This is a genomic window from Microbispora sp. ZYX-F-249, assembly GCF_039649665.1.
In the GTDB taxonomy this organism is placed as follows: Bacteria; Actinomycetota; Actinomycetes; order Streptosporangiales; family Streptosporangiaceae; genus Microbispora; species Microbispora maris.
On the sequence record NZ_JBDJAW010000002.1, the window covers coordinates 230,940 to 243,164 of the forward strand.

Here is a 12,225-nt window from a genome sequence, read left to right on the forward strand (position 1 = left end):
GGCCCCCGCTCCGGACGGCGGCCGCGATCACAGGTGCGCCGTGCGGAGACGGCCCATCTCGGCCGCGATCGCCTCCAGCGTCCAGTGGGCGTTGAGCCCGCTGGGGTTGGGCAGCACCCACAGCGCCGTCTCGCCGATCGTCTCCTCCTGCGGGCCGATCCGGGCGGCGGGGCGGGCGAAGGCGACGCGGTAGGCCGACACCCCCGCGACCGCCAGGACGCGGGGGCGGACGTCCGCCACCAGCCGCGCGAGCCGCGCGCCGCCCTCGCGGAACTCCTCCGGGGCCAGTTCGTCGGCGCGGGCGGTCGCCCGGGCCACGACGTTGGTGATGCCGAGGCCGTACGCCGGGAGCAGGTGCTGCTCGGACGGCGCGAGCCTGCGCGGCACGAGCCCGGACAGGTGCAGCGCGGGCCAGAACCGGTTGCCCGGCCGCGCGAAGTGATGTCCGGTGGCGGCGGAGTAGAGGCTGGGGTTGATCCCGCAGAACAGCACGTCGAGCCCGGGACCGAGCACGTCGTCGATCGTCGCGTTCCTGGCCGCCTCGAGGTCGGCCTTGGTGGGCGCCATGCCGCGATGCTAGACGGCCCGCCCGGTCCTGGCCGCAGTCCAGGCGGCGCTGGTGCGCAGGTGGTTGTCGTAGAGCTCCTGGAGTTCCAGAAGGGACTCCGGGGGTTGCCTGCCGTAGGCGACGCGCTCCAACTGGCGGAAGTATTCGAAGCGCTCCACGCCCGGGGTGACGACGATGAGGATGTCGGCGTCGTGGCCGGGGGCGGCGGCGAACGCGTGGGCGAGGCCGGGCGGGACGATGACGAGGTCGCCGCGTTCGGCGGTGACGACCTCGTCCCCGCTCAGGAGCTGGGCGCGGCCGTCGAGCAGATAGAACAGCTCGGCGGAGCCGGTGTGGTGATGGGGGGCGGCGCCGTCCGCCCCGTCGTTGAGCGTGACGCGCTGGGCGGACAGGGCGCCGCCCGTGGCGCTGCTGTCGGCCAGCAGCCGCATGGTGATGGGGGCCCGGCCGATGACCTCGGCGTCGGCGGAGCGGACGATCACCGAGTCGGGGAAGTGGGGGACGACCAGCGACATGTCGAATCCTCTCGTTGGCGGTGCGGCAGGCGGGGATCAGACGGCGAAGAGCAGGGCGGCGCTGATGAGGATGATCACGGCGGTCGCGAAGTGGATGCCGAACGCGACCGCCCGGGTGCCGCCGTTGCGCAGCACGATCAGGGTGTCGCCCAGGGGCAGCAGGGCGACGATCAGCATGTACCAGGCCTCGGCGCGGGCGCCGGCGAAGGCCAGCAGGGCCAGGCCCAGCAGGCCGTAGCCCCCGTCGCGCAGGCCCTTGATTGTCAGGTAGGCCACGTCGCCGTCCTTCTTCGCCGGGACGCCGTAGCCGGCGGCCGCGGCGTGCGGCACGAACAGGAAGCGGGCGCCGATGAACAGGACGAACAGGTTGAGGACGATGGCGAGGCCGTACGCGATGGGGGTGAGCATGTCTCTCTCTCATCTAGCAGCGCTAGGAACGAGATCGAAGCTAGCAGAGCAATGCGATAAACGCTAGCGGTGCTAGAGTTCCAAGCATGTCGATCCAGTCGCGCCGGGAGCGCGAGCGCGCCGAGCGGGAGAATCTGATCGTCACGGCCGCCCGGGAGCTGGCCGAGGCCGAGGGCTGGGAGGCGGTCACGACCCGGCGGCTGGCCGAGCGCGTCGAGTACAGCCAGCCGGTGCTCTACAGCCACTTCAAGGGCAAGGACGCGATCATGGCGGCCGTCGCCGTGGAGGGCTGCGCCGACCTGGCCGTGGAGCTGCGCGCGGCCCGGACCGCGGCGCCGGACGCCCACCGCGCCCTCGCCGGCGTCGGCGCGGCCTACGTGGCCTTCGCCGACCGGCACCCGGCCCTCTACGACGTGATCTTCAGCCTGGCCGTCCCCCTGCCGTTCGCCACCCCCGAGGCCCCGCCCGCCCTGCAGGCGGCCTTCGGCGAGCTGGCCGAGGCCGTCCGCCCGCACGCGGGCGACGACGACCTGGGCGCGCTGACCGAGACCTTCTGGGCCGCCCTGCACGGCCTGGTGACCCTCATGCGCGGCGGACGGCTCCCGCGCGAGCACCACGAGCTCAGGCTCGGGCTGCTCCTGGCCCGGTTCGCGGGCTGAGCCGGCCCCCGGCGGGCGCCGGGACTCAGCGGAAGGGCCGCTCCAGCTGGTCGAGGGCCTCCTCGACGATCCGCGCGAGGGGGCGCGACTCCTGCTCCTCGATCCAGATGTGAGTGGCGATGCGCAACGCGACGAGGAAGGCCGCGGCCATGATCCGCGACCTCGGGTCGGCGGCGGGATCCCCCGGCCGGTCGCGCTCGCCGATCGCCTGGACCAGGTCCCGTTCCAGCGCGGCGTGGTTGGCCAGTTGCCGGGCGAGCAGGGACGGGTGGCGCTTGGTGAGCGCGGTGCGCACCGCCCACTCGCGGTCGAGCTCGCCCATGTCCTCCAACATGTCGCGCACGGCTCCGCGCAGCGCCTGCCAGCCCGGCTCCCCCGCCGGCCGTTCGCGGACCGCACGGACCAGGGACCGGACGCGCTCCTCCTCGCCGTACAGGAGGGCGTCCTCCTTGCTGCCGAAGTAGTTGGAGAAGGTCCGGCGCGAGATGTTGGCGGCCTCCACGATGTCGTCGACGGTGACGTGGTCGAGCCCACGCTCCACGGCGAGCCGCAGCGTGGCCTTGTGGATGGCCTGCCGCGTCTCGGCCTTCTTACGCTCGCGCAATCCCGCCGTCGGTTCCATGGTGGGTTCAGCTTAGCCGCTGAAACATTGCCCACCGAGCAAAGTTGCCTGCCGGGCATGTATCGTTGACTGGTAATCCCCTTCGAACTCGCATTGGAGGCTGCGCGTGAGCGCACCCACGCTGCCGGAGACGGGGGCCAAGAGCCACCGGCAGGTACTCGAAGCGCTGAGCGGCCTGCTCCTCGTCCTGTTCCTCGCGATGATCAGCAGCACGATCGTGTCGGTGGCGCTGCCGCAGATCATCGGCGCGCTGAACGGCACCCAGTCCCAGTACACCTGGGTGGTCACCGCGGCCCTGCTCACCACGACCGCCTCGACTCCCATCTGGGGCAAGCTGGCCGACCTGTTCAGCAAGAAGCTGCTGCTCGAGATCGCGATCGGCATCTTCCTCGTCGCCTCGCTCGCCTGCGGCTTCGCGCAGAACACGCCGATGCTGATCGCCTTCCGCGCGGTGCAGGGCCTGGGCATGGGCGCGCTGCAGATCCTGGTGCAGGTGGTCATCGCCGCCATGATCAGCCCGAAGGACCGGGGCAAGTACAACGGCTACCTCGGCGCGGTCATGGCCGTGGCCACGGTCGGCGGGCCGCTGCTCGGCGGCCTGATCACCGACACGTCCTGGCTGGGCTGGCGGTGGTGCTTCTTCCTGCCGATCCCGTTCACCGCGCTCGCGCTGATCATCCTGCACCGTACGCTCGACATCGCGTCGGTCCGCCGTCCGGGCACCTCGGTGGACTACCCCGGCGCGATCCTCATCGCCGCCGGCGTGAGCATCCTGCTCATCTGGGTCACCTTCGTCCGCAACTCCTTCGACTGGATCTCCTGGCAGACCTTCGTCATGGTCGGCGCCTCGGTGGTGCTGCTCGGCATCGCCGTCTGGGTGGAGTCCGTGGTCCGCGAGCCGGTCGTCCCGCTGCACGTCATCCGGCGGCGCACGCCGGCCCTCGCGATCCTCGCCAGCCTGGCCGTGGGCATGGCCATGTTCGGCGGCGCGGTCTTCCTCGGCCAGTACTTCCAGATCGGCCGCGGCTACACCCCCACCGAGTCGGGCCTGCTCACGATCCCGATGATGTTCGGCGTGCTGGTGTCGTCCACGATCTCGGGGCGGATGGTGTCCCGCAGCGGCCGGGTCAAGCCGTACATCCTCGTCGGCTCGATCGTGCTCACACTCGGGTTCCTCGTGCTGTCCACCATGGACCACGACACCTCGCTGGTCCTCGTCGGCGCGGGCATGCTCGTGGTCGGCGCCGGCGTCGGCATGTCCATGCAGAACCTCGTGCTGGCCGTGCAGAACACCGTCCCGCTGCGCGAGCTGGGCGCCGCCAGCGGCGCGATCACCTTCTTCCGCTCGCTGGGCGGCACGATCGGCGTCTCTGTCCTCGGCGCGGTGCTGGCCAACCAGGTCACCGCGAACATCACCACGGGCCTGGCCAAGGCGGGCATCCCGGTGCCGGCGGGCCAGAGCAGCGGCGGCGGCAGCCTCAACATGGGGGCGCTCCCCGAGCCGATCCGCGGCATCGTGCGCGCCGCCTACGGCGACGCCACCGGCCACATCTTCCTGATCTCGGCCTGCATCGCGGTCGTCGGCATCCTCGCCGTGCTGTTCCTCCCGCAGGTGCGGCTGCGCGACAGCGTGGACCTGCCCGAGCAGGCCGCCCCCGGAGCGGGCGCGCCCGCGGCGGCCGAGTCCCGCTGAGCCGCGTCCCGGAATAGACCCCGGGCCCCCGGGTACGGCTCCCGCCTCACCGGCGGGCGGCCGTCCCGGGGGCCCTCAGGTGAGAGACGCGGGCCCTCAGGTGAGAGACGCGGGTCCTCCGGTCACAGGCCGGGCCGCCCGGTCACAGACGCGGGTCGACCGGCTCGGACTCCAGCGCGAGGACGGCGAAGACCGCCTCGTGGATCCGCCAGAGCGGCTCACCCTCCGCCAGCCGCGCCAGCGCCTCGAGGCCGAGCGCGTGCTCCCGCAGCGCGAGCGACCGCTTCCTGCCGGTGAACCTGCGCCGGAGCACGTCGAGCGACTCCGTGTAGTCGGGGCCGTAGATGATGCGCAGATACTCCCTGCCGCGCACCTTGACGCCCGGCTGCACCCGCCCCTCCGGATGGGCGGCCGGCTTCACCACCATGCCCTCGCCCCCGGCCTCGGTCAGCGCCGTCCACCACGCGACCGCCGCCTCCCGCTCCTGCGGCGAGTCGAGGGACACGAAGACGTGGCGGGTCGGCGTGACGAGCGGCGAGTCCACCAGCGCGAGCGTCTTCAGGTGCCACTCGTGCGGCTCCTCCACCGCCGTCGCCCTCCCCTCGCACGCGAGGATCTGGAACGGCGCGAGCCGTACGCCGTCGAGGCCCGAGACCGGCCAGCAGTAGCGGGCATAGGCATCGCGGAAAAGGGCAGCGTTGTGGGCACGGCGGCGGGTGCGGTCGAGCAGAGGGCCTACATCCAGGCCACGTCCCGCCGCCATCTCCAGCGCCGCGACCGCCTCGGGCAGCGCCACCCGGGCGGCCGCCCCCACCGAGGCGTACTGGTCGCGGATCAGCCCCTCCGCCTTGGCCGACCACGGCAGCAGCTCGCAGTCGAGCACCACCCAGTCGGTCTCCAGCGCCTCCCACAGCGGCGCCGCGGCCTCGCGCAGCCGGTCGACCAGTTCCGGCATGCGCTCGTCGAAGAAGGGCCGCCCCGTGCGGGTGTAGACGCTGCCCGTCGTGCCGTCGGCGATGCCGAAGCGGCGCGCCGCGGCCTCCGGCGTCCGCGCCAGCACGGCGACGGCCCGCGAGCCCATGTGCTTCTCCTCGCACACCACCCGGGTCACCCCCGCCCGGGCGAACTCCTCGAACGCCTCGGCGGGGTGCTCCAGGAAGCCCGCCATGGCCGAGGTCTCCGGCGGGGCCATGGTCGGCGGCAGGTAGACCAGCCAGCGGGGGTCCACGGCGAACCGGCTCATGATCTCCAGCGCCGCGCGGGAATTCTCCTCCGCGATCCTGATCCGGCCGCCGAATCGCGTCTCGACGAAGCGGGTGCCGTCCACGTCGCCGATGTCGAGCACGCCGGGATCGCGGGCGGGAGCCGGCGCGGCGAGGGGCCGCGTGGGCTCATACCAGACCTTCTCCGCCGGAACCGAGACGAGCTCCCGCTCCGGGTAGCGCAGGGCGGTCAGCCGCCCGCCGAAGACCGCGCCGTTGTCGAGGCAGATCGTGTTGTTGACCCACTCCGGCTCGGGCACCGGGGTGTGGCCGTAGACGACCATGGCACGTCCCCGGTAGTCGTTCGCCCAGGGGTAGCGCACGGGCAGGCCGTACTCGTCGGTCTCGCCGGTCGTGTCGCCGTACAGGGCGAACGCCCGCACCCGCCCGGAGGCCCGCCCGTGGTAGGCCTCCTTCAGGCCGGCGTGCGCGACCACCAGCCGGCCGCCGTCGAGACGGTAGTGGCTGATGAGCCCGTCCATGAACGTCCTGGCGGCCGCGCGGAACTCCGCAGGCTCGGCCGCGAGCTGCTCCAGCGACCGCTCCAGGCCGTGGGCCACCCGCACCTTGCGGCCGTCGAGCGCCCGGACCAGCTTCTGCTCGTGGTTGCCGCACACGCACAGCGCGGTCCCGGCCTCGACCATGCCCATGACCAGCCGCAGCACGCCCGGGGTGTCCGGGCCGCGGTCGACCAGGTCGCCGACGAAGACCGCCGTACGCCCCTCGGGGTGGACGGCGCCGTCCGGCCCGACCTCCCAGCCGAGCTTCGTCAGCAGGGACTCCAGCTCGGCCCGGCACCCGTGCACGTCGCCGATGATGTCGAAAGGACCGGTGAGGTGGGTCCTGTCCGTCCACGCCTTCTCGTACGTGATCACCGCGTCGTCGATCTCGTCGCCGCGCAGGACGTGGACCCGGCGGAAACCGTCCTTGGAGATCTTGCCGAGCGACCGGCGCAGCTCCTTGCGCTGCCGAGTGATCACGTGGGCGCCGAAGGCGCGGTCGGGACGCTCCGCGTTGCGGGCGCGCGCCACCTCCTCCGGCACGTCGAGCACGATCGCGTCGGCGAGCACGTCGTGCGACCTGGCCAGCTCGATGAGCTTCTTGCGGGCCTCCCACTGCACGTTGGTCGCGTCCACCACCGTCAGCAGGCCCCGGCGCAGACGGATGCCCACGATGTGGTGGAGGAGGTCGAACGCCTCGGGCGTGGCCGTCTGGTCGTTCTCGTCGTCGGCGACCAGGCCCCGGCAGAAGTCGGACGAGACGACCTGGGTGGGCGCGAAGTGCCGGGCCGCGAACGTCGACTTGCCGCTCCCGGAGATGCCGACGAGCACCACCAGCGACAGCTCTGGCACGCTGATCTCGGTCACGGCCGTCCCTCCCTTCTGCTGAGGACCGCCATCTGGGTGGGCGGGCCCACCTCCGGATCGTCCTCGCCGACCGGCCGCAGATCGGCCGCGTAGCCGTACGTCTCGCAGACGCCCGCCACCCACCGGGCGAACTCCGCCCGGCTCCACTCGAACCGGTGGTCGGGGTGGCGCCGCGCCCCCGCGAGGAGCTCGTATCTGACGTTGTGCTCCACGTTGGGCGTGGTCACGATCACGTGGGCGGGCCGCGCCGTGCCGAAGACCACGCGCTCGAGCGCGGCCAGCCGCGGCGGGTCCACGTGCTCGACGACCTCCATCAGCACCGCGGCGTCGTACCCGGCCAGGCGGGCGTCGGTGTAGGTCAGCGAGCCCTGGAACAGCTCCAGCCTGGCCCGCTTGGCGTCCGGCATCCGCTCGGCGCGCAGGCGCCGCTTGGCCAGCGCGAGCGCGCGGGCCGACACGTCCATGCCGGCCACCTTGGCGAAGGCCGGCCTGTCCAGCAGCGCCGACAGCAGCTGCCCCGAGCCGCAGCCGAGGTCCACCACGGTGCGGGCGCCGAGCTCCTCCAGCGCCGCCACGACGGCCTCGCGGCGCAGCGTGTTGAGCGGCACCCGCGCCTCCCCGGCGCCCTCGCCCGGGGCCGGTCCGTCACCCGAGGTGGGGCCGCCGCCCGAGGCCGGTCCTTCACCCGCGGTGGGGCCGCCGTCCGAGGCCGGTCCTTCACCCGCGGTGGGGCCGCCGTCCGAGCCTGGGACGGTGTCGCCGGGAGCCTCGGCGCCCGGCTCCCGCACGGTCTCCCCCACGGTGTCTCGCGCGGTGTCTCGCCCGGTGTCTCGCACAGTCTCTCGCGCGGTCTCTCGCGCGGTCTCTCGCGCGGTGTCGCCCACCGCGGCGCGCTCTTCCTCGGCGTCTCCCACCGGGACGTGCTCCTGCGCGGTGTCGCCCTCGACGGCGTGCTCCTCCTCGACCGGCGGGTCCAGGCTCTCCTCCACGTCGTCGCCGAGCTCGGCGAGACGGGCGAACGCGGTGCGGGTGAGCGCCCATCTCCGGCCGAGGTAGCGGCGGGTGATCAGTCCCTTGTCCGGATGGCCGGCCAGCCATCCCTCCCCCGCGCGGACGAGCTTGTCGACCTCGTCGCCCGCCAGCCAGTAGTGCTTGGCGTCGTCCAGCACGGGAAGCAGGACGTACAGGTGGTTGAGCGCGTCGGCCAGGCGCACGTTCCCGCGCAGCGCGAGCCGTACGTATCGGGACTCACCCCATTCGGGGAAGCCGGGGTCGAGCGGCACGGGCGCGGCGTCGACCTCCCAGCCCAGCGGCCCGAACAGCCGGTGCGCGAGATCGGCCCCTCCCCGGCACGGCAGCGCGGGCAGGGTGATCTCCAGGGGGATCGGCCCGTCCGCGAGGTCCTGGCGCGAGGCGCACCGCCCGGCCCGCGCCGTGCGGAACACGTCCGCGAGCGCCGACGCCAGCAGCGAGGACGCGGCGTACGGCCGGTCGTTGACGTACTGGCCGAGGGAGAAGTCGGGCGACGACGAGCCCCGGGAACGGGCCAGCCGCACGGGGTCGACCTCCAGCAGCAGCGCCGCGGTGCACCGGTCCTCGCCCGCCTCCGGGTAGAACACCCTGGCGGTGCCGAACGACCGCTCGAACTCCTGCACCCGGTCGGGGTGCTTGTGCAGGAGGAAGCCGAGGTCCGTGGCGGGCCGCAGAGTCGTCGAGATCGTGAGGATCACCCGGCAAAGTGTGCCGGATGCCCCTTTCGTTGAGCCAGCGAATTCAGCGGCGGACGACGCCCGGCCCGCGACGCCGCCTCGGGTGGCGTCGCGGGCCGGGCGGTGGGTCACGCCGCCGACACGTGCGGCAGCACCTCGGCCGCGATCAGCTCCAGGTGCTCCAGGTCGTGCATGTCGAGAACCTGGAGATAGAGCCGCTCGGCGCCCATCTCGGCGAACCGGCCGATCTTGTCCACGATCTCCTGCGGCGTGCCCGCCAGCCCGTTGACGCGCAGCTCGCCGACCTCGCGGCCGATGTTGGCGGCCCGCCGGGCGACCTCCGCCTCGTCCCGCCCGGCGCAGACGACCTGCGCCGCCGACAGCAGGACGGTCTCCCGCCCCGCGTCGTCGCACGCCCGCCTGACCCGGTCGAAGGCCGCGGCGGTGTCCTCGGGAAGGTGGAACGGCACGTTGTACTCGTCGGCGAACCGCGCGACGAGCCGCGGCGTCCGCTTGGCGCCCCCGCCGCCGATGATGACGGGCGGCCGGGGCCGCTGCGCCGGCTTGGGCAGCGCCGGGGAGTCGGCCAGCCGGTAGTGCGCGCCCTCGAACGAGAACGGCTTGGCCGCCGCCCACAGCCCGGTCACGACCTCGAGCTGCTCCTCCAGGCGCTCGAACCGCTCCCCCAGGGAGGGGAACGGAATTCCGTACGCCGTGTGCTCCTCCTCGAACCAGCCGGTGCCGAGACCGAGCTCCACACGACCGCCGCTCATCTGGTCCACCTGGGCGACGCTGATCGCCAGCGGGCCGGGCAACCGGAACGTCGCGGCGCTCACCAGCGTGCCGAGCCGGATGGTCGAGGTCTCCCGGGCCAGGCCGGCCAGGGTGATCCACGCGTCGGTGGGGCCGGGGGCGGGATCACCGTCACCCATCCGCAAATAATGGTCAGACCGGAAAAACGCGTCGAATCCGAGCCGCTCGGCGGCCTGCGCCACCCTGAGCTGATCGTCGTAACTCGCCCCCTGCTGGGGTTCGGTGAAGATCCTCAATTTCATCCGTCCATTATCCCCTCCCGCGAGCCCGCGGCTTGCTAGAGTGCGAGCCGCCTGTGCGCTCCGTGGTCGTATCGCAACTCAGGGTGGTGAGCGTGGACTCCGCACGTCATTCCCGCGAAGCGGGCCGCCCTCCGCGATCCCTCGTCCTCCTGGCGTCGGCCGCGCTCGTCGCGGGCACCGGCGCGGCGCTGTGGGCCCTGCCCCCGGCCCCGCCCGGCGGGTGGAACGTCGCCTCCGGTGTCGCGGCCGGGACCAGGCCGCCCACCGACGCGCGGACGCCGGCCTCCGCGACGCCCGAGACGCTGGTCGCCGCGCGTCAGACGGTCACGGCGTCGCCCGCACCGCCCGCCGTTCCCCCCGCCGGCGGACCCGCGGCGCGCTATCGGGGCTTCCTCGACGCCGCCGGCAGGCCGCACCCCGAACTGCCGGAGGCGGGCGTGCGGTCCTTCGCCATCGGCCACGTCGTCGCCGGCCCCGGCGGGTGCGCTCCGCACTGGGCGGGGGTGCGGCCGCGAGGCGGGGAGGCCGTCGCCGCGCGGATCGGACGGCTGCGGGCCGAGGGCGGCGAGGTGTGGCCGGCGTTCGGCGGCCCGTACGGGCAGGAGCTGTCGGTCACGTGCGAGGACCCGGCACGGCTGCTCGCGGCCTACCGGCGGGTCGTCGCCGCGCTGACCCCTGCCGGCGTCGACTTCGAGCCCGCGGATCCGGCGGCTTCGCCCGGCGAGCCGGAATGGACCGGCACGACGGACCCGGACGGGGAGGCGGCCGTCCGCCGCCGCGCCGCCGTACTCGCCCGCCTGCAGCACGAGGCGCGGACCGTGGAGAGCTCGACCGGCGAGGCCGGCTCGCTGCGGGTGACCTTCACGCTTCCCGCCTCCGGGGACGGCCTGAGGCCGGCCGACCGGGAGGCGTTGCGGATCACCCGGGAGGCGGGAGTGGAGATCGAGTCGGTCGGCCTGCTCGTGCCGATGACCCCCGGCCCCACCGCGCTCCACGGCCTGGCCGTGGCGGCCCGCGCGGCGCGCCCGCAGATCGCGGCGGCGTTGGGCGTCCCGCCCGACGCGGCGTGGCGGCGCATGGGGCTGGCGCCCGTCCTCGCCGGCTCCGGCGACCTGGGGCCGGGCGACGCGGTGCGGCTGGCGGCGTTCCGGGCCCGCAACGGCCTGGCCTGGCTGTCCCTGCGCGGCGCCAGACCTGCCGACGACGTCGTACGGATCCTGGCCCGGCCGTCGCACCCCGACGCCGGTGTGGCCCGGCCTGAGACCGTGCCCGGCGACCGGGACGTACACCCCTGATGATCTTCACCCCGGCGTCGCGGTCCGCGAGATCACCGATCCCACTTCCCAGGCTGAGACCCTGACCCGGCGGCGGCCAGCGGCGCGCCTCAGTCGTGCTCGCCGTGAGCGAGGGGAGCCGCGAGGACGACCTTGCCCTGCCGCGGCCCTCGCGCGGCCGCCGCGTGCGCCTCGGCCGCCCGGTCCATCGGGAACACCGCCCGCACCGGAACCCGGAACCGCCCCTCCCCCGACAGGGCGGCCGCGAGGGCGAGACCGTGCCGCCCGTCCGGCTCGCCGCCGAGCTCGCCCACCGACATGGCGACACCGAGCTCCGGGCCGGTGAAGTCCGCGATGGTGAGGACCGCCGCCGGCGTACCGGTGATCGCGACGAGCTCGCGGAGCGAGCCGGCGCCGGCGACGTCGAGCGCGAGATCGGCCCGTGCGCCCGCGAGAGCGCGGACGCGCTCGGCGAGCCCGGGCCCGTGGGCGACGGGGACCGCGCCGAGCCCGGAGATGAAGGCGTGGTTCTCCGGGCGGCCGGTGCCGATCACCCGGGCGCCGCGGGCGGCCGCCAGTTGGACGGCGACGCTGCCGACGCCGCCGGAGGCGCCGTCGACCAGGAGCGTCGTTCCTTCGCGTACGCCCAGCCGGTCGAGCGCCCGGGTGGCGGTCTCGACGCTCGTGCCTGCGGCGCCGGCCTCCTCCCACGACATCGAGGGCGGCTTCGCGGCCCAGATCGCCAGCACCGCGAACTCGGCGGCGGCGCCGCCCAGCCGCGCGACGTCGACGGCGCCGAAGACCTCGTCCCCGGGGGCGACGCCGGTGACGCCGTCGCCGACCTCGTCGATCACCCCGGCGGCGTCGACGCCGGGGATGTGCGGCAGGGGGAACCGCCCGCTTGACGGCGACGTGCCGGCGCGCAGCGCGAGGTCGACCGGTGCGACCCCGGCGGCCCTGACTCTGACGCGTACCTCACCGGGACCCGCGTGCGGTTCGGGACACTCCCCCACGCCGAGGACCTCGGGGGGACCGAACCGGTCGAAGCGAACTGCAAACATTTTCGAGTCCGGGAACATAATCACCTATCCCG

At 73.9% G+C, this 12,225-nt stretch carries 11 protein-coding genes; 3 read left to right on the forward strand and 8 right to left on the reverse strand.

Features of this window, described 5'->3' with window-relative positions; translation table 11 throughout:
- Positions 1-27 precede the first annotated feature (27 nt).
- The 3 genes from mug to AAH991_RS03560 are packed head-to-tail and all read right to left on the reverse strand — an operon-like array spanning position 28 to position 1,491.
- Complete coding sequence (mug, locus tag AAH991_RS03550) at positions 28-567, reverse strand: G/U mismatch-specific DNA glycosylase (RefSeq protein WP_346224265.1); 540 nt, start codon at positions 565-567, stop codon at positions 28-30.
- Between the two features lie 9 nt (positions 568-576).
- Positions 577-1,083: a cupin domain-containing protein gene (locus tag AAH991_RS03555; RefSeq protein ID WP_346224266.1), complete on the reverse strand. Its 507-nt coding sequence runs from the start codon at positions 1,081-1,083 to the stop codon at positions 577-579.
- 36 nt (positions 1,084-1,119) lie between these two features.
- Positions 1,120-1,491, reverse strand: coding sequence for a DUF4267 domain-containing protein (locus tag AAH991_RS03560; RefSeq protein ID WP_346224267.1), 372 nt, complete (start codon positions 1,489-1,491; stop codon positions 1,120-1,122).
- Positions 1,492-1,577: 86 nt separating this feature from the next.
- On the opposite strand from AAH991_RS03560, the gene AAH991_RS03565 reads away from it, so the two are divergent.
- Entirely contained in the window at positions 1,578-2,150 is a 573-nt protein-coding gene (locus AAH991_RS03565) for a TetR/AcrR family transcriptional regulator (RefSeq protein WP_346224268.1), read from the forward strand.
- A gap of 25 nt (positions 2,151-2,175) precedes the next feature.
- Here the strand turns inward: AAH991_RS03565 and AAH991_RS03570 are convergent, their stop codons facing one another.
- Positions 2,176-2,772, reverse strand: coding sequence for a TetR/AcrR family transcriptional regulator (locus tag AAH991_RS03570; protein WP_346224269.1), 597 nt, complete (start codon positions 2,770-2,772; stop codon positions 2,176-2,178).
- A gap of 106 nt (positions 2,773-2,878) precedes the next feature.
- Between AAH991_RS03570 and AAH991_RS03575 the strand changes: the two genes are divergently transcribed.
- Positions 2,879-4,465 (forward strand): MDR family MFS transporter, encoded by a 1,587-nt coding sequence (locus AAH991_RS03575; RefSeq protein ID WP_346224270.1) that lies wholly within the window; start codon positions 2,879-2,881, stop codon positions 4,463-4,465.
- Positions 4,466-4,607: 142 nt separating this feature from the next.
- On the opposite strand, the gene AAH991_RS03580 is transcribed toward AAH991_RS03575, so the two are convergent.
- The 3 genes from AAH991_RS03580 to AAH991_RS03590 form a co-directional block, all read right to left on the reverse strand.
- A complete protein-coding gene (locus tag AAH991_RS03580; protein WP_346224271.1) occupies positions 4,608-7,094 on the reverse strand; it encodes a polynucleotide kinase-phosphatase in 2,487 nt (828 codons plus the stop codon).
- Positions 7,091-8,824, reverse strand: a complete 1,734-nt coding sequence (locus AAH991_RS03585) for a 3' terminal RNA ribose 2'-O-methyltransferase Hen1 (RefSeq protein ID WP_346224272.1) — start codon at positions 8,822-8,824, stop codon at positions 7,091-7,093. Before AAH991_RS03585 ends, AAH991_RS03580 begins: the two co-directional genes overlap by 4 nt.
- A 107-nt stretch (positions 8,825-8,931) precedes the next feature.
- Complete coding sequence (locus AAH991_RS03590; protein ID WP_346224273.1) at positions 8,932-9,858, reverse strand: LLM class F420-dependent oxidoreductase; 927 nt, start codon at positions 9,856-9,858, stop codon at positions 8,932-8,934.
- Between the two features lie 92 nt (positions 9,859-9,950).
- On the opposite strand from AAH991_RS03590, the gene AAH991_RS03595 reads away from it, so the two are divergent.
- The gene (locus AAH991_RS03595; RefSeq protein WP_346224274.1) at positions 9,951-11,153 is read left to right on the forward strand and encodes a glycoside hydrolase family 18 protein; all 1,203 of its coding nucleotides are present in this window, start codon (positions 9,951-9,953) and stop codon (positions 11,151-11,153) included.
- A gap of 89 nt (positions 11,154-11,242) precedes the next feature.
- Here AAH991_RS03595 and AAH991_RS03600 read toward each other — a convergent pair whose 3' ends face one another.
- Positions 11,243-12,193, reverse strand: a complete 951-nt coding sequence (locus tag AAH991_RS03600) for an NADP-dependent oxidoreductase (protein ID WP_346224275.1) — start codon at positions 12,191-12,193, stop codon at positions 11,243-11,245.
- Positions 12,194-12,225 lie beyond the last annotated feature (32 nt).